We start from the raw sequence: 20635 nt of genomic DNA, 5'->3' as shown, positions 1-20635 counted from the left end.
AGCCAGCCCCGCTCCCGGCGCCATGGCGTCGGCCGCCGCCGATGCGGCCCACCAGCAGCCCACAGTCTCCGAGCGCGCACGGCGCCAGGCCGAGGTCGTGGCCGCGCTGGCCCGCCATGTGCCCGCCCACGCCCTGCTGTGGAATGCCGAGGACACCACGCCCTATGAATGCGACGGCCTCACGGCCTACCGCCAGCGCCCGCTGGTGGTCTGCCTGCCCGAGACCGAGGCCCAGGTCCAGGCCGTGCTGCGAGCCTGCCACGCCATCCAGGTGCCCGTGATCGCACGCGGCGCGGGCACCGGGCTGTCGGGCGGTGCCTTGCCCCATCCCATGGGCGTGACGCTGTCGCTGGCCAAGTTCAACAAGATCCTGCAGGTCGATTCGGCCAGCCGCACGGCCGTGGTGCAGTGCGGCGTGCGCAACCTGGCCATCAGCGAGGCCGCCGCGCCCTTCGGCCTGTACTACGCGCCCGATCCCAGCAGCCAGATCGCCTGCACCATCGGCGGCAACGTGGCCGAGAACTCGGGCGGCGTGCACTGCCTCAAGTACGGGCTGACCGTGCACAACGTGCTCAAGGTGCGCGGCTTCACCGTGGAGGGCGAGCCGGTGGAGTTCGGCTCCACGGCGCTGGATACGCCGGGCTTCGACCTGCTGGCCATCCTGGTCGGCAGCGAAGGCATGCTGGCCGTGACCACCGAAGTCACCGTGCGGCTGATCCCCAAGCCCCAGCTGGCGCGCTGCATCATGGCCAGCTTCGACGACGTGCGCAAGGCCGGCGACGCCGTGGCCGCCGTGATCGCGGCCGGCATCATCCCGGCGGGGCTGGAGATGATGGACAAGCCCATGACGGCCGCCGTCGAGGACTTCGTCAAGGCCGGCTACGACCTCACGGCCGAGGCCATCTTGCTGTGCGAGAGCGACGGCACGCCCGAGGAAGTCGAGGAAGAGATCGCCCACATGAGCGAGGTGCTGCGCGGCGCCGGGGCCACGGCCATCACCGTCAGCGAAAGCGAGGCCGAGCGCCTGCGCTTCTGGAGCGGGCGCAAGAACGCCTTTCCCGCCAGCGGGCGCATCAGCCCCGACTACATGTGCATGGACTCCACCATCCCGCGCAAACGCCTGGCCGACATCCTGCTGGCCATCCAGGAGATGGAAAAGAAATACGGCCTGCGCTGCGCCAACGTCTTCCACGCGGGCGACGGCAACCTGCACCCGCTGATCCTGTTCGATGCCAACGACCCCGACGAGCTGCACCGCTGCGAGCTGTTCGGCGCCGACATCCTGGAGACCAGCGTGGCCATGGGCGGCACGGTCACGGGCGAGCATGGCGTGGGCGTGGAAAAGCTCAACTCCATGTGCACCCAGTTCACCACGGCCGAGAACGACCAGATGTTCGCGCTCAAGGCCGCCTTCGACCCGCAGGCCCTGCTCAACCCCGGCAAGGTGATTCCCACGCTCAACCGCTGCGCCGAGTACGGAAAGATGCTGGTGCGCGGCGGCCAGATCTCCCACCCGGACCTGCCGAGATTCTGAGGCGCCGTGCAACGGGCGCGGTGCAACCGGCGCCGTGCAACGAGCACTGTGCAACGACCACCATGCAACCCGCTGGTCACGGCTGCTGCAGGCAGCGCAGCCACAGCCCATCGAGCGCGCGGGCCAGCGCAGCTTCCTGCCGGGGCACGGCCAGGTCCTCTGCGAGGTCTTCGATCATGGCCTCCAGTGGTACGGCATGGGACAGGGTGCGCATGCCGCATTCCATCGCCAAGGCTGTGTCCAGGTAGGCCACGCGCGCACCGGCCACGCCCCAGCGCGTGAGTTCGCGCACACGGCCGACCTGGTTCAGCCGCAGGCGCATCGCCTCCAGCCGCTCGGCCAGGGATCTGCGGATGCGCTCCCCTGTCTCGGGTCGGTCCTCCTCCAGTCTGCGCAGCGCCGCCTCCTGCTGCTCTAGCGTGCGCTCCAGTGCCCGCAGAGCCGCCTCGCGCCCCAGCCGTGCCTCGTCGTAGCGCGGCAGGGCTGCACGCATGCGCTCCAGCGTCTGCTTGCGTTCGCGTGCGTAGGCCGGCTCGGCGGGGCGTCCGGAACGCACGCAAGCGTCGGCGGCCAGCACCAGCCGCTGCGGAGCTGCTTCGGCGCCCAGCCCTTGCGGACGGAAGCTGCGGCAGTCTGTCATCTCCTCCAGCATGCGCAGGTCTTCCAGGTGCAGGCGCATGCGTTCCGCGTCCTTCTGCGCCTCAAGCCGATGGCGACCCAGCATCTCCTGGCGCTGGCGCTCCAGCATCAGCAATTCGCGCCAGCCGCCACGCAGCCGGGCCTCGAACCGCGCCTGCTCGCCATCGGCCGCTTGCTGCAGCTGCTCGGCATCCTGGCGCAGACGCAGCTGCAGGTATCCATGCGTGCCTGATCTCTCGCAGGTGTACTCGACGATGCGCCCGCCGCTTCCATCGCCCACGCTGCGCCATGCACTGCGCGCGCATGCGTTCCTCTCCTGGAGCACCTGGCCTATCGAAACCCCCGATGCACCGCCCCAGGATGCGGCCTGGACCGCCAGGACATCACCGTCGTCACCGCCGCAACCGCCCAGCACCAGTACAAGGCTCGAGGGCAGCAGCCACACTCGTTGCCAACGCATTTGCTCCCCCGTGCATGTGATTTCCAGATCGATGGTTGATATTAACTATCAATCAAAAAGAGATGTGATTTTTATCAATACTCACATCTCAATCAGACCAATCCCATAGCGTTCGCGCATGCAGGATGCAAAGCAGCGGTTTGCTCAAAAATTACGTGATTCGATGCAGGCCCAGGGCTATGAAGCCAGGCCTGCCGTGCTCGAGCACGAGTTCAATTCCCGTTTCTGGGGCAAGCCCATGTCCCAGCACGGCGTGCGCCTTTGGCTGGTCGGCAAGACCATGCCCAACGCCAAGAAACTCGCTGCGCTGGCCGACTGGCTGCAGGTGCCGCTGGAGGAATTCCTGCGCTCGCCGCAGCAGGTTCGCGAGGTGCGCGAGCCCAAGAGCACCTGGTCCGCAGGCCTGGGCTACGAGGACAACGAGCTGTTCAAGATCTACCTGCGCCTTCCCGTGCCCAAGCGCCGGCTGGCGCGCGACGTGATCCTGGCCATTGCGCGCGCCCATGATGCCGAGGAAGCGGAACGCGCCGCAGGCTCGTAGCCAGGCGGCGCGTCGGGTTTGCATCAATCCGGCACCTGCGGGGCACGGGCCCCGCCTGCGCATCAGCCACCCATGGCACGCTGGCGTGCATCGCGCTGGGCGGGCGTTTCGTTGATCAGTTCATTGATCACTTCCTGGCGTGTCTTGCCCGCGCCGGTCTGCGGTGCGGGAGCCGGATAGACGCTGGCATTGAAGCGCGAGGTGCCGCCCTGGCGCACGGCTGCCTCGGCGTCGGCCGTCACCTGGGCGCGTGTCTTGCTGCTCTTGAAATGCTCGGGGTGGACGACGGCGCCCGCCTCGTTGTTGGCCGGGTGGATGTATCCGGCCGCCGATGCCATGCCGGGCAGCAGCAGCGCTGCCGATGCGGCCAGGCCGGCGATGAGGGTGGCGGGGGTGAAGCGGCGTTGCGACATGATGTGATTCCTTTCAGGCACGTTGGTAATTCGTTCTCCCCACGCCCCGCGATGCGGAACGCCGAGGAGAGGACTCCAATGTAGAAATCACGTGCCCACACCAGCCCCACAGGATGGTGACATTGCTGTCATGCAACCGACACAGATGACCGCGATGACCGAGACACTGCGGCGCCTCGGCGCTCGTCATCCCCGGTACTGCGCACGCGCGCGGCCGGGCGCCAGAGGGTCCAGGCGCACGTCCAGCAGACCCTCGGCATCGCCCGCGATGCGCGCCAGCGTCTGGCCGAAGGGATCGGCGAACTGGCTTTCGCCGCAGAAGGCGTAGCTGTCGCCGGGACCGGCGCGGTTGGCCATGGCGATGTAGCACTGGTTGTCCATGGCGCGCACGGGCACGGCGTGGCGATGGATGTGGCCGTAGGGGTGCATCATCCCGTCCATCAGCACGATCAGGTCCACGCCCTGCACGCCCAGGGCGCGGGCCGGTACCGGAAACTCGATGTCGAAGCAGATCAGCAGTCCCACTCGCAGGCCGCGCCATGTGCAGACGGGCTGGCGATCCCCGGCCTCGAAGACCCCGTGGTCCGAGTCGTAGAGCATGGTCTTGCGGTAGTGCAGCAGCACCTGGCCATCGGCATCGATCAGCAGGCCTGCGTTGAAGTGGCGGCCCTGGTCTGCTTCGGCCAGGCCGATGGCGACGGCCACGCCGGCTTGCCGCGCGGCTTCGCGCAGCGCAGTGGCCGAGGGGCCATCCAGCGGCTCTGCCAGCTGCGCCACGTTGTCCGGCCGGGGAAATCCGCTGATGCAGGTTTCGGGAAAGACCAGCAGGTCGGCCTGACCCGCGCTGGCCCTGATCGTCTTCAGCGTCATCGCCAGGTTGCCGGCAATGTCGCCGTCACGCAGACGGGGCTGGATGATGCGGATGCGGTGCTCCGTCATGGTGTGCGCTCCTTGAGATGCAAAGGGTGGCTGTCCTGCCGCGGCTGGCAACTGGCGGCCTCCTCGGCCTGCAGATCCAGGTTGCGGGCCAGCACCCAGTAAAGGCCGCCGGCTACGAGAATGCCCGGCAGCCAGGCGAAGTCCATGCCGCCCAGCCGCTGCGCAGCCCAGCCGATGAAGACCGCGTGGCCATCGGTGGCGTCGTGGATGTGCATGAACGGCACCATGGCCGCAAAGCCGCCCAGATAGGCGCAGATGCCGCGCCAGCCCCAGGCGCCGTAGATGCCCTGTGGCGTGAAGAAATCGGCGATGGCGTAGCGGCCCTTGCGCACCAGGAAATAGTCCACGAGGTTGACCGCCGTCCACGGCACCAGGAAGTACAGCAGCAGCGCCAGGAAGGAATGCAGCAATGCCACGCCGCTGCCCTGGATGGACAGTACGCACGCGAGGATGGTGGCGCTGATGGCGGCGATGGCGCCGATGCGTGCACTGCGTGTGGGGCGCAGGCCGCCCAGCGAATCCGCCGCCGTGAGCACGGTCAGCGCCGCGCTGTAGGTGTTGAGGGCGATGATGGGCACGAAGGCCACGACGGCCAGGGCAGGCAGCAGCCGGTCCGCGACCGGGAACAGGCCGGTGCCGATCCGTCCCAGCGCCGCCAGCGCGTCGCCGGCCTGCAGCCGCTGCGCCATCCACGCGCCCAGCCCGATCATCCAGGCCCCGGACAGCGAGGCGCCCAGGAAGATGGCCGCGATCAGGCGCCGGGGCGCGGTATGGCGCGGCAGGTAGCGCGAATAGTCGGACACATAGGGCGCATAGGAGATGTTGTAGCTGGCCGCGATGGTGAACTGCGCGGCAAAGGCGCTCCATGCGAATCCTGGCAATGGCTCCGGCCGAACGTGCAAGGCGGGCTCGCCCACGCCTGCCAGCAACGCCAGCGTGGCCAGCGCATACAGCGGCAGCGCCAGCATCAGCGCGCAGCGGAAGGCCCTGTGCATCACATCGTGGCCGCAGACCGCCAGCAAGGCGCCTACCGCCACGGCCACGCAGGCCGTGGGCGCTGGCGGCAGGCCGAACACGGCCTGCATGCCCTGCATGATGAGCGAGACGTTGACGACGTTGAACCCCGTGAACACCAGCAGCGTGGCGCACAGCGGCAGGGTGACGCCGCGAAAGCCGAACTGCGCGCGCGACTGGATCATCTGCGGCAGCCCCAGTTGCGGCCCCTGCGCGCCGTGCAACGCCATGAACAGCGTGCCTAACATGATGCCCAGCGTGCCGGCCAGGGCGCTCCAGGGCGCCGAGAGCCCCAGCGACGGGCCGACGAAGCCGATGGAAAGCGTGAAGAAGTGGAAGTTGCCCAGGAACCAGAACGGACCCTGGTCGGCGAGCCGCGCATGGCGCTCGCTGTCGGGAATGCAGTCGATGGACCGGCTCTCCACGGCGATGCGGGCACGGCCGTGCTGTCCGCTGGCGGGGCTGTTCATGGCCTTGTCTCCCTCCCGTTGTCCTTGCTGTTGTGGGACAAATTCTAGGCAGGAGCCTGCCGCCGCTCCATGCCTGATGCGCGACGTTCACATCGACTGGAAAAGATGTTTGGCCAGCCGGCCAGCCCCTGGTGCCGAGGCGGCCGGGCATGAAAAAAGCCCCGCGCCGCCTGGCGGCCACAGGGCCTGCCAGGCGGCATGGGGGCGTGGGTGGCGTGCTACGCGGCTGGTGCCGATGCCGTGGGCACTGCGCCGGCCGCGTCCGCTTCCGACGGATCGTTGCGATGCACCAGCCGGTACAGCAGCGGCAGCACCAGCAAGGTCAGCAGCGTGGACGACAGGATGCCGCCGATCACCACCGTGGCCAGCGGCCGCTGCACCTCGGCGCCCGTGCCCGTGGCAATGGCCATGGGCACGAAGCCCAGCGAGGCCACCAGGGCCGTCATCAGCACGGGGCGCAGCCGGGTGAGCGCGCCCTCGGTCACGGCGTCGGGCACGCTGGCGCCCTGTTCGCGCAAGGTTCTGATCCAGGAGATCATGACCAGGCCGTTGAGCACGGCCACGCCCGACAGCGCGATGAAGCCCACCGCCGCCGAGATGGACAGCGGTATGTCGCGCAGCCACAGCGCCAGGATGCCGCCCGTGAGCGCGAACGGAATGCCCGTGAAGACCACCAGCCCGTCGCGCACATTGCCGAACATGGCGAACAGCAGCACGAAGACCATGAGCAGGGCCACGGGCACGACGATCTGCAGGCGGCGCGTGGCCGACTCCAGGTTCTCGAAGGTGCCGCCCCAGCGCGTCCAGTAGCCGGGCGGCAGCGACAGGCCTTGCAGCTTTTGCTGTGCCTCACCCACGAAGGAGCCCATGTCGCGCCCGCGCACATTGGCGCTGACCACGATGCGGCGCTTGCCGTCTTCGCGGCTGATCTGGTTGGGGCCGGGCGCGGTCTCGAACGTGGCCACGGCCGACAGCGGCACGAAGCCGATGCGCCCGTCCGCCCCGCGCGGCAGGGCGATGGGCAGGCGGCTCAGGACCTGCAGGTCGTTGCGCACGGCGTCCGGCAGGCGCACCTGGATGTCGAAGCGCCGGTCGCCCTGGAATACCGTGCCGGCCTCGGTGCCGCCCATCGCGGTGCTGATGGCGTCCTGCACATCGCCCATGTTCAGGCCATAGCGCGAGGCCTTTTCGCGGTCGATCTGCACGGTGAGCATGGGCAGGCCCGTGGTCTGCTCGACCTTGACCTCGGAGGCGCCCGCGATCTGCTGCAGCATGCCGGCCACGGTCTGGGCGCTTTTCTCCAGCACGGCCATGTCGTCGCCGAAGATCTTCACGGCCACGTCGCTGCGCACGCCCGAGATCAGCTCGTTGAAGCGCAGCTGGATCGGCTGGGAGAACTCGTAGTTGTTGCCGGGGATGCTGTCCACCAGCGCCTGCACGGCGGCCAGCAGGTCATCGCGCGGGCGCGCCGGGTCGGGCCACTCGCTGCGCGGCTTGAGCATGATGTAGCCGTCCGAGATGTTGGGCGGCATGGGGTCGGAGGCGATCTCGGCCGTGCCGGTGCGCGCGAACACGCGGTCGATCTCGGGGAACTCCTTCTTGAGCGCCGTCTCGATCTGCATCTGCATTTGCAGCGACTGCGTGAGGCTGGTTCCCGGGATGCGCAGCGCCTGGATGGCGAAGTCGCCCTCGTTGAGGTTGGGCGCGAACTCGCTGCCCAGGCGCGTGGCCAGCAGCAGGCTCAGCGCCACGGCCACGGCGGCGGCCGTGAGCACCACGGCGGGCGCGGCCATGACGCGCGCCAGCACGGGCGCATAGGCGCGGCGCGCCCAGCCCATGAGGCGGTTTTCCTTCTCGGCCACCTTGTCGCCCATGAACAGCGCAATCGCCGCCGGGATGAAGGTGATGGACAGCAGCATGGCGCCGGCCAGCGCGATGACCACCGTGAGCGCCATGGGATGGAACATCTTCCCCTCCACGCCCGTGAGCGCGAAGATGGGCAGGTAGACCACCATGATGATGAGCTGGCCGAACAGCAGCGGGCGGCGCGCTTCCTTCGCGGCGGCGAAGACTTCATGGAAGCGTTCGCTGCGCGTCAGCGACCGTCCTCGCGCCTCCTGCGCATGCGCCAGGCGGCGCACGCAGTTCTCCACGATGACCACGGCGCCGTCGATGATGATGCCGAAGTCCAGCGCCCCCAGGCTCATGAGATTGGCGCTGACCTTGTAGTGCACCATGCCCGTGAAGGTGAACAGCATGGACAGCGGGATGATCAACGCCGTGATCAGCGCCGCGCGCAGGTTGCCCAGGAACAGGAAGAGGATGACCACCACCAGGGCCGCGCCCTCCACCAGGTTCTTCTTGACCGTGGCGATGGCCTTGTCCACCAGGTTCGTGCGGTCGTAGACGGTGATGGCCTTGACGCCCGGGGGCAGGCCCCGGTTGATCTCGGCCATGCGCTGGTCCACGGCGCGCGAGACGGTGCGGCTGTTCTCGCCGATCAGCATGAACACCGTGCCCAGCACCACCTCGCGGCCGTTGTCGGTGGCCGCGCCCGTGCGCAGCTCCTGGCCCAGCCCTACCTCGGCCAGGTCGCGGATGCGGATGGGCTGGCCCTGGGCCGAGCCCACGATGACCTCGCGGATGTCGGCGATGCCGCCGACCTGGCCCGGCGCGCGGATCAGGTACTGCTCGCCCTGGCGCTCGATATAGCCCGCACCCACGTTGCTGTTGTTGCGCTGCAGGGCGGTGACGATGTCGGCCAGCGTGAAGCCGTAGGCGGCCAGCTTCTCGGGCGCGGGGGCCACCAGGTACTCCTTGGCGTAGCCGCCGATGGAGTTGATTTCGGTGACACCGGGCACGTTGCGCAGCTGCGGCTTGATGACCCAGTCCTGGATCTCGCGCAGGTCCATGGGCGTGTAGGGCGTGCCGTCGGGCTTTTTCGCATCGTCCTCGGCCTCCACGGTCCACAGGTAGATCTCGCCCAGGCCCGTGGAGATGGGGCCCAGCGTGGGCGTGATGCCCGCAGGCAGGCTGTCGCGCGCCTGCTGTATGCGCTCGCCCACCAGTTGCCGCGCAAAGTAGATGTCCGTGCCGTCCTTGAACACCACGGTGACCTGGGACAGGCCGTAGCGCGACAGCGAGCGCGTCTGCTCCAGATACGGCAGGCCAGCCATCACCGTCTCTATGGGATAGGTGATGCGCTGCTCGGTCTCCAGCGGCGAGTAGCCGCTGGCCTGGGTGTTGATCTGCACCTGGACATTGGTGATGTCGGGCACGGCGTCGATGGGCAGGCGCTGGTAGTTGTAGATGCCAAGGCCCGCTATGGCCAGCACGGCCAGCAGGACCAGCCAGCGCTGCTCTATGGCAAATCGGATGATGCGTTCAAACATGGAGTTCTCCGTTCATGCCCGCATCAATGGGAGTGCTCGGCCGTGGCTTTGCCCAGCTCGGCCTTGAGCATGAAGCTGCCCTCGGCCACGTAGGATTGGCCGGGTTTCAGGCCTTCCAGCACCTCGGTGGTCTTGCCGTCGGCGCGGCCCACGCGCACCGGCTGGGCGCGAAATCCCCCCTGCACGGGCACGAAGACCACGGTCTGCTGCTCCATCTTCTGCAGCGCCTGCGTGGCCACGGCCAGCGGTGCCTGCCGTGACGATGCCGTCAGCTCCACATTCACGAACAGGCCCGGGCGCCACACGCCGTCGGGGTTGGGCAGGGTGATGCGCGCGGGGGCCGTGCGCGTGTCCTGGCCGATCAGTGCGCCCACATAGGCCACCTCGCCCGTGGCCGAGGAGTCGAAGGCCGTGGCGCGCACCGTGGCCTTCTCGCCCACGCGCACGGCGGGCAGGTCGGGCGCGGCCACGCGCATCTCGGCCCAGACGCTGCGCAGGTCGGAGATGGTGAAGACCTGGGTGGTGTCCTGCACGGCCTCGCCCACGGACAGGTGCTTTTCCACGATCACGCCGTCAAACGGCGCGCGCAGCTCGAAGCGGTTGAGCCCGCCCGCACCACCGCCGGCGCCGGCGCCCGTGGCGGCCAGCTTCTGCTGGGCGTTGGAGACGGCGATCTCGGCCTCGCGCAGCGCCTGGCGCGCCTGCAGGTAGTCCTGCTCGGCCGAGACCTTCTCCTCCCACAGCTGCTTTTCACGTGCGTAGGTGGTGCGGGCCAGCTCCAGGCGCTTGCTGGCGGCCAGCAGTTCGCTGCGCTGCTCGGACACGGCGGCGCTGCTGAGCACGGCCAGCAACTGGCCCTTCTTCACGTTCTGGCCCAGATTGGCGGGAACGCTCTCGGCAATGCCGGCCACGCGCGGCACGACGTGGGCCGTGCGGTCTTCGTTGAAGCGGATCTCCCCGGGCAGCTGCAGCACGGAGCGCACGGTGGCCGGGCCGGCCTCGGCCAGGCGCACGCCGGCCGCCTGCATGCGCTGGGCGTCCATGGCGATCAGGCCTTCTTCGTCGCCATGACCGGCTTCTGCAGCCGGTTTGGCGGCAGGTTGGGCGGCAGGCTTGGCCTCGGCTTTTTCCGCCTTGGAGTCTTCATGGTGTTCATCGTCGGCATGGCCTTCGTCGTGCTTGTGGCCATCGGCTGCGGCTGCGGCGGCACCGTGGTGCTCGCCATCGGCATGGCCTGCGGCCTCGCTGTGGCCGTGGCCATGGCTGTCGGCTTTGGCTGCGCCCGGCGTGCCGCTGCGCAGGATCAGCGTGGCGGCCAGCGCGCCCAGGGCCAGGATGACGGCAATGGCCACGAGGGTGCGGCGCGGTCCGAGGGGGGAGGAGGAGGGCTTGGTGTTCATGGTCTGGATGCAATCAGGTTGCTATCGGAATCAGAGGCCGGATTCGGTGCCCAGCAGGCGGTCGATGTCGGCGGCGGCGCGGTGGGTGGCCAGCAACTGGTCCAGGTACTGGCTGCGCGCCTCGGACCAGGTGCGTTGTGCGTCCAGCACGTCGAGGTAGCCGAACTTGCCCAGCGCAAACCCGCGCGAGGCCAGCTCGTAGGCCGTGCGTGCCGTGGGCAGCACCTCCTCGGCCAGCTGGCGCGCCTGCTCGCGGCTGGCCTGCAGCAGCTCGCGCGCCTCGAACAGCTGGGCCTGCAGCTGAACGCGCGTGGCCAGCAACTGCTCCTCGGCCTGGTCGGCCAGGCGCAGGGCCTGCAGCTGGTTGCCCCGGTTGCTGTCGAGCACGGGCAGGGGCACGGAGACGCCGACCACGAGCTGGTTGCGCCCGACCTCGGTGGCGCGCTTGACGCCCAGGCTGACGGTGGGATCGGGCAGGCGCCGCGCACGCTCCAGGTCGGCCGTGGCGCGGCTTTGCTCCAGCGCCTGGCGCGCACGCAGCACGGCGGGAGCCTGTTCGATGCGTTGCTGCAGGGCGGCCAGCTCAGGCAACTGGGGCAGGGCGTCCACCGCGCCCTCGGCCTGGCCGAATGGGCGCACTCGCTCGCCCCACAGCGCCTGCAGCTGGCCGCGCGCCACGCGCAGGCCCGAGCGGGCCTGGGCCTGCTCCAGGCGGGCGCCGGATTCGGCCACGCGGGCCCGGGTTTCCTCCAGCGGCGCCACCTTGCCGGCCGCCACGCGCCGGGCTGCGGCCTCGCGCGCACTGCTGGCGATCTCCAGCGTCTGCCCGGCCAGGACCACGCGCTGCTGCGCAGCCAGCACGCCGAAGAAGGCCGTGCCCACGTCGGCGCGCAGCGCAGCCTCGGCCCCCGCCAGCTCGGCCTGCGCCAGGTCGCGCCCGCGCTCGGCCACGCGCATGCGGGCCTCGCGCTTGCCGCCCACTTCCAGGGTCTGGTTCAGCTGCACGGTCAGCGTGCGGGTGCTGCGGCGCGTGTCCTCCTGCGACCAGGCCAGCTCGGGGTTGGGCCGGGCACGGCTTTGCAGCACGGCGCCATCGCTGGCCTCCAGCGCACGGCGGGCCGCACGCAGGCCGGGGTTGCCGTCCAGCGCCAGGGCCAGGGCCTGCTGCAGATCCAGCGGCGGGCCGGCCGGTGTGGACTCGGAAACAGCGGCTGCAGATGGCGCAGCCGCATCGGCAGGCTCGCCCGCCTGCACGGCGGTGCAAGCGGTCAGCACGGCCATCACCAGCAGGGCGCGCGGCCCGGGCCAGGCGCTCCATGGGGCGTGGGAAGCCGTCCTCGACGGAAAGGACGAAGGGAAAGACATACACGGACTCCTTGCCCGCGCGCAGGTCAGGCCTGATCGTTCATCAGCCGGTCAGGCCGCTGCGGCGGGCGCGCACGGCCCATGGCCGCTGAGCGCGAGGGGATTTCAGGGGAATGCCGGTCCGGGGCAGAAACAGGGCCATGCCCGGCCGGCGGCTGCAGGGGGCGTCAGCCCTGCCAGCGGGGCCGATCGGGGCGCAGCAGCATGGCCGAGGCATGGCGGCGCAGCGGCTCGGCGAATGGCATGGGGGGAGGCGCCACCGGCGCGGCCTTGGCGTAGTGGGTGGCGACGGCCACCCAGGCATGGCACATGGAGCAATCGACGCTGAGCGACGACGGCTGGCCCTGGTCCGCCTTCTTTGCCGGTTGTCCCGGTTCGGCGCCAGCGCCCGGATCTGCGTTGGCATGGCGCTCGGCGCCCATGCCATGCAGGCTCACGCCGTGAACATGGTGGCCGAAGTGCCGGGTCTCATGTCCGTCGTGCCGGCACAGTGCAGCGGCCGCCATCCAGCTCCACTGGAACAGCAGCGCGATCACGAGAACGGCGAGGGCGGCGAGACGGGGCCGGGTCATGGAGGAGGGCATGGGGCAGGTGGGGATTGTCGTGCATGGCGTTTGCCCACAACCACGACTCCCCCAAGCTGGCGAGTCTAGGGCCGTGCGGCGACCTGTGGCTGTCGGGCACATGACAAATTTGTCATCTTGGCAAACCATGCCCTTCCCCGACAATGCTCGGCATGAAAGTCCTGGTCATCGAAGACGAAATCAAGCTGGCCGACTACCTCCGCAAGGGCCTGACCGAGGAGGGGTTCGTGGTCGATGTCGCGCACGACGGCATCGACGGCCTGCACCTGGCCACCGAGCTGGCCTACGACCTCATCGTGCTCGACGGCATGCTGCCCGGCATCGACGGCCTGGCCGTGCTGGCGGCGCTGCGCCAGTCGCGCCAGACGCCGGTGCTGATGCTGACGGCGCGCGGCCAGGTGGAGGACCGCGTGCGCGGCCTGCAGGGCGGCGCCGACGACTACCTGGTCAAGCCCTTTGCCTTCTCCGAACTGGTGGCGCGCATGCATGTGCTGCTGCGCCGCAGTGTCGGCACGGCGCATCCGGCGGCCGAGGCCACCATGCTGCGCATGGCCGACCTGGAGCTGGATCTGATCCGCCGACGCGCCACGCGCGCCGGCCAGCGCCTGGACCTCACGGCCAAGGAATTCAACCTGCTGAGCCTGCTGCTGCGCCGCCAGGGCGAGGTGCTGTCGCGCACCGAGCTGGCCTCCCAGGTCTGGGACATGAACTTCGACAGCGAGACCAATGTGGTCGAGGTCGCCGTGCGCCGCCTGCGCCTGAAGCTGGACCAGCCCTTCGAGCAGCCCCTGCTGCACACGGTGCGCGGCATGGGCTATGTGCTGGAGTCGCGCGCACCGTGAACGTCAAGGCCCCCGCCGACATTCCCCACCTGGGCCGGCGCCTGTCGCGCTGGCTGGCGCTGCAGACCATGCTGGGCCTGGGCCTGGTGTGCGCGGCCGTCTACGGGGTGGCCTCGATGACGCTGGAGCAGCACCAGCATGAGACGCTGGACCTCAAGCAGCAGGCCGTGCTGCACCTGATGACGGAAAGCCGCAGCGCCCACAACGAGGCCGGTCTGGCCCACATGCTGGACGACTTTCTCACGGGCCTGGACGAGATGTCGCTGCGCATCACCGACCTGCAGGGCCGCGTGATCTACGAGCGCCTGCGCATTCCCAAGACGCCGGGCCGCACGCTGCAGCGCAGCTTCGAGGTGGTGCTGGCCGACAGCGGCCAGCATGCACAGGCCCAGCTCACCCTGGACCGCGCCGACGATGACCGGCAGCTGTCCCTGCTGGCCTGGACGCTGGCCCTGGCCGCCGTGGGCGGCGCACTGCTGGTGTCGTTGACCGGCATCTGGCTGGTGCGCCTGGGCCTGGCGCCGCTGCGCGAACTGACCGAGCAGACGCGCAAGCTGTCGGCCCAGGACCTGCAGCGGCGCCTGGACGACAGCGGACAGCCGCAGGAGTTGCGCCCGCTGATCGCGCAATTCAACGCCCTGCTGGAACGGCTGGCCGTGGCCTACCGGCAGATGGAGGCCTTCAACGCTGACGTGGCCCATGAGCTGAACACGCCGCTGACCACGCTGATCAGCAGCTGCGAGCTGGCCCTGCGCAAGCCGCGCAGCGAGGCCGAGCTGCGCGAGGTGCTGGCTTCCAACCTGGAGGACCTGCGGCGCATGGCCGGCATCGTGGCCGACATGCTGTTTCTCTCCCAGGCCGACCGCGGCCAGGGCGCGCGCCTGGCGCCCTGGGCCAGCCTGGCCGCGCTGGCCCACGAGGTCATCGACTTCCACGAGGCCGCGCTGCAGGAGGCCGACCTGCAGGTCGTCGTCCAGGGCGACGCGGCCGCCGAGGTCGATGCGCGGCTGCTGCGCCGGGCGCTGTCCAACCTGCTGGGCAATGCCACACGCTATGCACAGCGCGGCTCCACCATCACCGTGCAGATAGGCGCACGGCCCTGTGCCCACCACGGTGGCGCCGGTGATGTGGCGCTGGCGGTGCTCAACCGGGGCCCGACCATAGCCCCCGCCGACCTGCCGCGCCTGTTCGACCGCTTCTACCGCGCCGACGCCGCGCGCAGCCAGGCCGACCGCAACCATGGCCTGGGCCTGGCCATCGTGGCCGCCATCGCGCGCATGCACGGCGGGCGCTGCTTTGCCGAGTCCGAAGGCGGCTTCACGCGCATCGGCCTGGAGCTGCCCGACAGCCCGAGCCCGCCGCGCGATTCCCCGGCCTGAACACAGGCACCGGAGCGGCGGCACAATGGCGCCCCATGACGCAAGACGCCCCCTCCTCCTACGCAACGCTGCTGGCCGAAGGCAATGCTCTGGTGGCCCAGGCACAGCGGGCCGCCACCCAGGATTTCGCCCAGGCCCGGGCGCTGTGGCAGCAGGCCGGCAAGCACTTCTACCTGGCCCACAAGGCCGACCCCGACCAGGCCGAGGGCGCGTTTCGCCTGGCCCAGGCCTGGATGGCCGAAGCCCATGCGCTGCAAAAGGAAGAATCGCCAGACGCCGTGGTGATGTGGCGCAACGCCGCTGCGCAATGCGAGCTGGCGTTCGACCTGGAACCCGAAAACGGCCGCCTGGCCATGACGGCCGCCAGCTGCCACATGTTCGGCGGCCAGCATGACGCGGCCAAGGCCTGGCAGCAGATCGGCCAGCACCTGCTGCCGCCAGCGCCCGAAGGCGACGGCGCCTGAAGCCAGGCTACAGCGCGATCAGCTTGAACACGGCCCGCGCCGTGCACACGGCCTGGCCCGCGCTGTCCAGCACATTGCCCTCGCAGAACACGGTGCGCGCGCCTGCGCGCAGCACGCGGGCCTCGATCAGCAGGTCGGTGGTGGCCGAGGCGAGGAAATGCGTGCTCATCTCGATGGTCACCACGCCCAGTCCCAGCGGGTTGGACGAGCGCGCGGCCGCGCTCAGCGTGAAGTCCAGCGCGCTCATCAGCGCGCCGCCATGGCCATGCCCCCGGCTGTTGGCCAGGTGCGGGCGCATGGGCAGGCGCGTGCGGGCCAGGCCGGGCGCCAGGCTCACGGGCTCCAGGCCGATATGGGACATGAAGGGCACGTCGATGCCGAAGTAGCCGCGCGCCAGCGCGGCGGCCTCCAGGTCCGGGGCGGTGGAGATTCCAACGGCGTTCATCCGATCTCCGCAATCGCCTGGCCTTCGGCCACCGGCTCGCCCACGGCCACGAGCATGCGGCGCACGACGCCTGCCACCTCGCTTTCCACGGGAATCTCCATCTTCATGGACTCCACGATGATGAGGGTGTCGCCCAGGGCGACGGTGCCGCCTTCGGCGGCTTCCACAGCGGCCACGAGGCCGGCGATGGGGCTTGTGATCATGTTTGGGGTGGTGGTCATGGGTAGGGCTTTCAAAGGTGGGCCAGCACGCGCTGGGCGATGCCGGTGTCGATGCGCAGGTCCAGGAAATCGGCGTGACCCAGGATGCGTTCGATGAAGGGAATATTGGTCTTCACGCCCTCGATGCGGGTCTGCGCCAGTGCCTGGCGCAGCCGTGCGATGGCCTGGGCGCGGTCGCTGCCATGGGCCACGAGCTTGGCGACCATGGGGTCGTAGAAGGGCGTGACGCTGCAGCCCTGGGCATAGCCGGTCTCCACGCGCAGGCCTTCGCCCTGGGGCATCTCGAAGCGCTCCAGGCGCCCTGGCGAGGGCAGGAAGCGCACGGGGTCTTCGGCATAGATGCGCGCCTCGATGGCATGGCCGCGGGCCACGGGTTCGGCGGGCAGCACATCCCGCATGCGCTCGCCGGCGGCCAGGCGGATCTGGGCCTCGACGATGTCGATGTCCGTGATCTCCTCGGTCACCGCATGCTCGACCTGCAGCCGCGTGTTCATCTCCAGGAAGACAAAGCCTTGCTGCGGCGTGTAGAGCATCTCCACCGTGCCGATCACGTCATAGCCCGTGCGCGCCAGCAGGCCGGCCAGCAGTTGCCGCATGTCGGCCAGGGCCTGCGCGGGAATGCCTGCGGGGCGGGCCTCTTCCACCACCTTCTGGTGGCGGCGCTGCACCGAGCAGTCGCGCTCGAACAGCACGCGCACCTCGCCATGGCGGTCGGCCAGCACCTGGAACTCGATGTGGCGCGGCGCCTCGATCAGCTTTTCCAGGTACAGCTCGGCCGTGCCGAAGTACTTGGCGGCCATGCCGCTGGCCTTGGCCCACGCTCCGTCCAATTCCTGCGCATTGCACGCGGGCAGCATGCCGATGCCGCCGCCCCCGCCTGCAGGCTTGACCAGCACGGGAAAGCCGATGCGCGCCGCCTCCGCCTGCGCCTCCTGCACGCCGGGCAGCACGGCCGAGCTGGGAGCCTGCGGCATGCCCTGGGCGGCCATGAAGGCCCGCGCCTGGGTCTTGTGGCCCAGCGTGCGTATCCAGTGCGGCGAGGGGCCGATGAAGCACAGGCCCTGGCGCTGCACGGCCTCGGCGAACTCCGCGTTCTCGGAGAGAAAGCCGTAGCCCGGGTGCACGGCATCGGCACCGGTCTCGCGCGCCACCTGCAGCAGCCGCGCCTGGTCCAGATAGCTTTGCGCGGCGGGCGCAGGGCCTATGCACACGGACTGGTCGGCCGCGCGCACATAGGGCAGGCCGGCATCGGCCTCAGAGTACACGGCCACGGATTCAAGGCCCATGCGCCGCAGCGTGCGGATCACGCGCGCGGCCACGGCGCCCCGGTTGGCGACCAGCACGCGGCGGATGGGGTGCGGGGCGCCGCTCATGCCGCCTCCGAGGACGCAGCTGGCGCGGCGGCCACGGCCACCACCGCATCGACGATGACCGGCGCCTGCGCGCCGCGTGCCACGAGCACGGGATTGGCATCGACCGACTGCACGCGCCCGCCCTGGGCCAGCATCCAGTCGCCCAGCCGCACCATCATGGCGGCCACGGCGTCCAGCTCCACGGCCGGCATGCCGCGCACGGCCGCAAAGGCCGGGGCGATGGCCAGGCGCGCAAGGGCATCCAGCGCCTGCCGCGCACTGAAGGGAGCCACGAGGAACTGCACGTCCCTGAGCGCCTCCACCAGCACGCCGCCCTGGCCGACCATGACCACCACGCCGAACTCGGCATCGACATGGGCACCCAGCGCCAGCTCGAAGTCGGCCTTGTGCTGGGCACCCAGCAGCAGGCCGCCATCGGCCACGCCCAGGCGGGCCAGCGTGGCGGCGAAGTCGCCAAAGGCCTGCAGCGCCTGCTCCGCTTCGCGGATGTTGAGCCGCACCAGGCCATGCTCGGACTTGTGCGAGAGATCGGCGGACACGCCCTTGGCCACCAGGGGCCGTGGCAGGGACTCGATGGCGGCGCGCACCTCGTCCTCGCTCCTGCAGACCAGATGGCGCATCACCGGCAGGCCGGCGCGGGCGAGTTCGGACAGGCTGGAGGGCTCGTCCAGCGTAACCAGCGTGAGGGAGCGGGATGCCGGCACCGGCACCGATGCCTCGGCAGACGGCGCCTGTGCCTGCCTGCCACCGGCCTGCTCGGCCAGCAGCGCCAGGCCGCGCATGGCGGCGCGTTCGCTCCAGAAGGTGGGCACGCCCTGGTCCTGGAAGGCCTGGGCCACCCAGTCCTGGTTGACGCTGACCGCAATGGGCACGCCGGTATCGCGCGCAAAGCGGCTGGCCTGGCCCGCGAAGTCGGCGAAGTCATAGCCCTCGCCGCCGATCGGGAAGCCCACGTGAACGAGGTCCGCCGCACCGCTGCCCGACAAGGCCCGCAGCGTGTCGCCAAAGGTCTGCGGCCTGCCCAGCAGGGCCGTGGTCATGTCGATGGGATTGCGCGCCGTGACATAGGACGGCAGGGCCTGGGACAGGCCGTCCAGCGTGGCGGCATCGAACGGCTCCAGGGCCAGGCCGTATTCCTCGGCCGCGTCGGCCGACAGCACGCAGGTGGCGCCCGAATTGCTGATGCTGACCACGCGGCGACCGCGCGGCGCAGGCTGGGACAGGAACAGCGGCGCGTAGTCGATCAGCTCGCGGAAGTCGGCCAGGCGCGGTATGCCGTGCTGGCGCAGGAAGGCATCGGCCAGCGCGTCCTCGGCCGCCAGCGCGCCCGTGTGCGAGCTGGCCGTGGCCTGGCCTGCGCGCGTGCGGCCGGCCTTCACGGCCAGGATGGTGACGCCGCGCGCATGCGCCAGGCGCGCGGCCTCGGCCAGCCAGGCGCTTTGCCTGAGCGTCTCGATGTAGAGCACGACCAGGCGGATGCCTTCGTCCTCGACCACGGCGCGCACGGCTTCGGCTGCGCAGACATCGGCCTCGTTGCCCGTGGACAGCATGTAGCGCACGCCGATGCCCGCGCGGCGCAGGCCGCCGTAGAGAATGGCCGCGCCCGCGCCGCTCTGGCTGACGATGGCCACGGGGCCGTCGGCCGGCGCGTTCTCGTTGATCATGGTCGAGAAGTTGAGGATGGCGCCCGTGGCGAAGTTGGCCACGCCCTGGCAATTGGGGCCGAACAGGCGCAGCCCGCCGCCTGGCGCCCGGCGCGCCCGCGCCACCAGGTCGGCCTGCTGCCGGCGACCCTCCTCGCCCAGCTCCGCAAAGCCCGAGGAATAGATCACGGCCAGTCGCGCGCCCACGGCCACGCAGTCGTCGATGGCGGCGGCCACGTCCTCGCCGGGCAGGCTGATGACCACGGCATCGGGCGCCTCGGGCAGCGCGCGCAGCGAGGGGTAGGCAGCCAGGCCCTGGACCTCGGAGCGCTTGGGATTGACGGGCAGGATGCGGCCTGCGAAACCGTGGCGCCGCAGGTAGTCGATGGGCCGGCCACCGGCCTTGATGGGGTTGTCGGATGCGCCGAGGATGGCGACGGAGCGGGGGTTCAGTGCTTGCAACAGAGACATGCGTACCTCATCAATCCAGGGAAAGTGCTTCGCGCTGGATCACTTGCCCCCAGTCGGCCACTTCCTTGGCGATGCGCTGGCCGAACGGCGCGGGCGGCATCATCACGGGCTCGCCCTGGCTGCTGAGCACGGCGCGGATGCGGGCGTCCTGCAGCACGCCCCTGGAGGCCTCGTAGAGCCGGTTGACGATGGCCGGCGGCGTGCCCGCAGGCGCCAGCAGGCCGGCCCAGAAGGTGACGTCGAAATCGGCATAGCCGGCCTCGGCCATGGTGGGCACCTCGGGCAGCTGCTGCATGCGCCGGGGCGCGGTGACGGCCAGCGCCACGAGCTTGCCGCTGGCGATGTGTGGCAGCGCGCTCCAGGTGTCGAACTGCGTGTCCAGCTCGCCGCTGAGCACGGCCATCTGCGCCTGCGATGCGCTCTTGTAGGGCACATGCGTGGTCTTCACACCGGTGCGGTTGCTCCAGGCCGCATAGGCCAGGTGGGCGATGTTGCCGGGGCCGGCAGAGCCGTAGCTGAGCTTGTCGGGATGGCCCTTGGCGAAGGCGATCACATCCTTGGCCGAGCGGATCTGGTGCTTCTGCGCCCACTCGGGGTTGACGGTGAGGATGAAGGGCGCATCCAGCACCATGGTGATGGGCGCGAAGTCCTTGGCGCGGTAGGTGATCTTCTTGTAGATCTGGGGGTTGATGGTGATGCTGCTGGAGTTGGTGACCAGCAGGGTGTAGCCGTCGGGCGCGGCGCGCGCCACCTCGCCCACGCCGATGGCGCCGTTGGCGCCGGGCTTGTTCTCCACCACCACGGGCTGGCCCAGCGACTTGCTCAGCGGCTCGGACAGCGCACGTGCAATGGTGTCGGTGAACGAGCCTGCAGGGAAGCCGACCACGATGCGCACGGGGCGCGTGGGCCACTTGTCCTCCTGGGGGACCTGGGCCTGGGCCGCCGTCGCGGCGCAGATGGTCAGGCACGGCGCCAGGCACAGGGCCAGGGCGGTGCGGCGCGAGGGCGCGCGCGGTTGTCTGGTTGCCATTGCTTTGTCTCCTTGG

At 69.9% G+C, this 20635-nt stretch carries 18 protein-coding genes; 5 read left to right on the top strand and 13 right to left on the bottom strand.

What is annotated here, in order from left to right:
• The first annotated feature begins 22 nt into the window (after window positions 1–22).
• A complete protein-coding gene (locus ACUTR7_RS06330) occupies window positions 23–1534 on the top strand; it encodes an FAD-linked oxidase C-terminal domain-containing protein (RefSeq protein ID WP_445608513.1) in 1512 nt (503 codons plus the stop codon).
• 76 nt (window positions 1535–1610) lie between these two features.
• Here ACUTR7_RS06330 and ACUTR7_RS06325 read toward each other — a convergent pair whose 3' ends face one another.
• A complete protein-coding gene (locus tag ACUTR7_RS06325; protein ID WP_445608390.1) occupies window positions 1611–2633 on the bottom strand; it encodes a hypothetical protein in 1023 nt (340 codons plus the stop codon).
• Between the two features lie 118 nt (window positions 2634–2751).
• Here ACUTR7_RS06325 and ACUTR7_RS06320 point away from each other — a divergent pair, with 118 nt between their 5' ends.
• Window positions 2752–3174 carry a hypothetical protein gene (locus ACUTR7_RS06320; protein ID WP_063327414.1) on the top strand — a complete coding sequence of 141 codons (423 nt, stop codon included), beginning with the start codon at window positions 2752–2754 and terminating at the stop codon, window positions 3172–3174.
• A gap of 62 nt (window positions 3175–3236) precedes the next feature.
• Here the strand turns inward: ACUTR7_RS06320 and ACUTR7_RS06315 are convergent, their stop codons facing one another.
• From ACUTR7_RS06315 to ACUTR7_RS06285, 7 genes are all read right to left on the bottom strand, one after another.
• Complete coding sequence (locus ACUTR7_RS06315; protein ID WP_043820380.1) at window positions 3237–3587, bottom strand: DUF4148 domain-containing protein; 351 nt, start codon at window positions 3585–3587, stop codon at window positions 3237–3239.
• Window positions 3588–3773: 186 nt separating this feature from the next.
• Window positions 3774–4526 (bottom strand): carbon-nitrogen hydrolase family protein, encoded by a 753-nt coding sequence (locus ACUTR7_RS06310; RefSeq protein ID WP_445608389.1) that lies wholly within the window; start codon window positions 4524–4526, stop codon window positions 3774–3776.
• Entirely contained in the window at window positions 4523–6010 is a 1488-nt protein-coding gene (locus ACUTR7_RS06305) for a purine-cytosine permease family protein (RefSeq protein WP_445608388.1), read from the bottom strand. The genes ACUTR7_RS06310 and ACUTR7_RS06305 overlap by 4 nt, the downstream gene beginning before the upstream one ends.
• Before the next feature lie 218 nt (window positions 6011–6228).
• Window positions 6229–9402 (bottom strand): CusA/CzcA family heavy metal efflux RND transporter, encoded by a 3174-nt coding sequence (locus ACUTR7_RS06300; protein WP_445608387.1) that lies wholly within the window; start codon window positions 9400–9402, stop codon window positions 6229–6231.
• 23 nt (window positions 9403–9425) lie between these two features.
• Window positions 9426–10802: an efflux RND transporter periplasmic adaptor subunit gene (locus ACUTR7_RS06295; RefSeq protein ID WP_445608386.1), complete on the bottom strand. Its 1377-nt coding sequence runs from the start codon at window positions 10800–10802 to the stop codon at window positions 9426–9428.
• Between the two features lie 30 nt (window positions 10803–10832).
• The gene (locus ACUTR7_RS06290; RefSeq protein WP_445608385.1) at window positions 10833–12167 is read right to left on the bottom strand and encodes a TolC family protein; all 1335 of its coding nucleotides are present in this window, start codon (window positions 12165–12167) and stop codon (window positions 10833–10835) included.
• A 167-nt stretch (window positions 12168–12334) separates the two neighbouring features.
• Complete coding sequence (locus ACUTR7_RS06285) at window positions 12335–12739, bottom strand: hypothetical protein (protein WP_445608384.1); 405 nt, start codon at window positions 12737–12739, stop codon at window positions 12335–12337.
• A gap of 164 nt (window positions 12740–12903) precedes the next feature.
• On the opposite strand from ACUTR7_RS06285, the gene ACUTR7_RS06280 reads away from it, so the two are divergent.
• From ACUTR7_RS06280 to ACUTR7_RS06270, 3 genes are read left to right on the top strand one after another with little or no spacing between them, the layout of a single operon-like run.
• Window positions 12904–13593, top strand: coding sequence for a heavy metal response regulator transcription factor (locus ACUTR7_RS06280; RefSeq protein ID WP_169807217.1), 690 nt, complete (start codon window positions 12904–12906; stop codon window positions 13591–13593).
• Window positions 13590–14972, top strand: a complete 1383-nt coding sequence (locus ACUTR7_RS06275) for a heavy metal sensor histidine kinase (protein WP_445608383.1) — start codon at window positions 13590–13592, stop codon at window positions 14970–14972. Before ACUTR7_RS06280 ends, ACUTR7_RS06275 begins: the two co-directional genes overlap by 4 nt.
• Window positions 14973–15007: 35 nt before the next feature.
• Entirely contained in the window at window positions 15008–15436 is a 429-nt protein-coding gene (locus ACUTR7_RS06270) for a hypothetical protein (protein ID WP_016446659.1), read from the top strand.
• 7 nt (window positions 15437–15443) lie between these two features.
• Here ACUTR7_RS06270 and ACUTR7_RS06265 read toward each other — a convergent pair whose 3' ends face one another.
• The 5 genes from ACUTR7_RS06265 to ACUTR7_RS06245 are packed head-to-tail and all read right to left on the bottom strand — an operon-like array spanning window position 15444 to window position 20619.
• Window positions 15444–15881, bottom strand: coding sequence for a PaaI family thioesterase (locus ACUTR7_RS06265; RefSeq protein WP_012203025.1), 438 nt, complete (start codon window positions 15879–15881; stop codon window positions 15444–15446).
• Complete coding sequence (locus ACUTR7_RS06260) at window positions 15878–16102, bottom strand: acetyl-CoA carboxylase biotin carboxyl carrier protein subunit (RefSeq protein ID WP_012203026.1); 225 nt, start codon at window positions 16100–16102, stop codon at window positions 15878–15880. Before ACUTR7_RS06260 ends, ACUTR7_RS06265 begins: the two co-directional genes overlap by 4 nt.
• Before the next feature lie 11 nt (window positions 16103–16113).
• Complete coding sequence (locus tag ACUTR7_RS06255; RefSeq protein WP_445608382.1) at window positions 16114–17475, bottom strand: acetyl-CoA carboxylase biotin carboxylase subunit; 1362 nt, start codon at window positions 17473–17475, stop codon at window positions 16114–16116.
• On the bottom strand, window positions 17472–19589 hold the full coding sequence (locus tag ACUTR7_RS06250; protein WP_445608381.1) for an acetate--CoA ligase family protein: 2118 nt from the start codon (window positions 19587–19589) through the stop codon (window positions 17472–17474). The genes ACUTR7_RS06255 and ACUTR7_RS06250 overlap by 4 nt, the downstream gene beginning before the upstream one ends.
• Before the next feature lie 10 nt (window positions 19590–19599).
• The gene (locus ACUTR7_RS06245; RefSeq protein WP_445608380.1) at window positions 19600–20619 is read right to left on the bottom strand and encodes a Bug family tripartite tricarboxylate transporter substrate binding protein; all 1020 of its coding nucleotides are present in this window, start codon (window positions 20617–20619) and stop codon (window positions 19600–19602) included.
• Window positions 20620–20635 lie beyond the last annotated feature (16 nt).

It is taken from the genome of Delftia sp. NA_296.1, from assembly GCF_052692095.1.
The sequence above is the reverse complement of the archived record's forward strand: the minus strand, read 5'-3'. Positions and strand labels throughout refer to the sequence as shown.

Coding starts and splice junctions, on each gene's coding strand:
- ACUTR7_RS06245 (WP_445608380.1), bottom strand. CDS start 20,619: ATGGCAACCAGACAACCGCGCGCGCCCTCGCGCCGCACCGCCCTGGCC.
- ACUTR7_RS06265 (WP_012203025.1), bottom strand. CDS start 15,881: ATGAACGCCGTTGGAATCTCCACCGCCCCGGACCTGGAGGCCGCCGCG.
- ACUTR7_RS06260 (WP_012203026.1), bottom strand. CDS start 16,102: ATGACCACCACCCCAAACATGATCACAAGCCCCATCGCCGGCCTCGTG.
- ACUTR7_RS06325 (WP_445608390.1), bottom strand. CDS start 2,633: ATGCGTTGGCAACGAGTGTGGCTGCTGCCCTCGAGCCTTGTACTGGTG.
- ACUTR7_RS06280 (WP_169807217.1), top strand. CDS start 12,904: ATGAAAGTCCTGGTCATCGAAGACGAAATCAAGCTGGCCGACTACCTC.
- ACUTR7_RS06305 (WP_445608388.1), bottom strand. CDS start 6,010: ATGAACAGCCCCGCCAGCGGACAGCACGGCCGTGCCCGCATCGCCGTG.
- ACUTR7_RS06295 (WP_445608386.1), bottom strand. CDS start 10,802: ATGAACACCAAGCCCTCCTCCTCCCCCCTCGGACCGCGCCGCACCCTC.
- ACUTR7_RS06255 (WP_445608382.1), bottom strand. CDS start 17,475: ATGAGCGGCGCCCCGCACCCCATCCGCCGCGTGCTGGTCGCCAACCGG.
- ACUTR7_RS06285 (WP_445608384.1), bottom strand. CDS start 12,739: ATGACCCGGCCCCGTCTCGCCGCCCTCGCCGTTCTCGTGATCGCGCTG.
- ACUTR7_RS06310 (WP_445608389.1), bottom strand. CDS start 4,526: ATGACGGAGCACCGCATCCGCATCATCCAGCCCCGTCTGCGTGACGGC.
- ACUTR7_RS06250 (WP_445608381.1), bottom strand. CDS start 19,589: ATGTCTCTGTTGCAAGCACTGAACCCCCGCTCCGTCGCCATCCTCGGC.
- ACUTR7_RS06270 (WP_016446659.1), top strand. CDS start 15,008: ATGACGCAAGACGCCCCCTCCTCCTACGCAACGCTGCTGGCCGAAGGC.
- ACUTR7_RS06320 (WP_063327414.1), top strand. CDS start 2,752: ATGCAGGATGCAAAGCAGCGGTTTGCTCAAAAATTACGTGATTCGATG.
- ACUTR7_RS06290 (WP_445608385.1), bottom strand. CDS start 12,167: ATGTCTTTCCCTTCGTCCTTTCCGTCGAGGACGGCTTCCCACGCCCCA.
- ACUTR7_RS06330 (WP_445608513.1), top strand. CDS start 23: ATGGCGTCGGCCGCCGCCGATGCGGCCCACCAGCAGCCCACAGTCTCC.
- ACUTR7_RS06300 (WP_445608387.1), bottom strand. CDS start 9,402: ATGTTTGAACGCATCATCCGATTTGCCATAGAGCAGCGCTGGCTGGTC.
- ACUTR7_RS06315 (WP_043820380.1), bottom strand. CDS start 3,587: ATGTCGCAACGCCGCTTCACCCCCGCCACCCTCATCGCCGGCCTGGCC.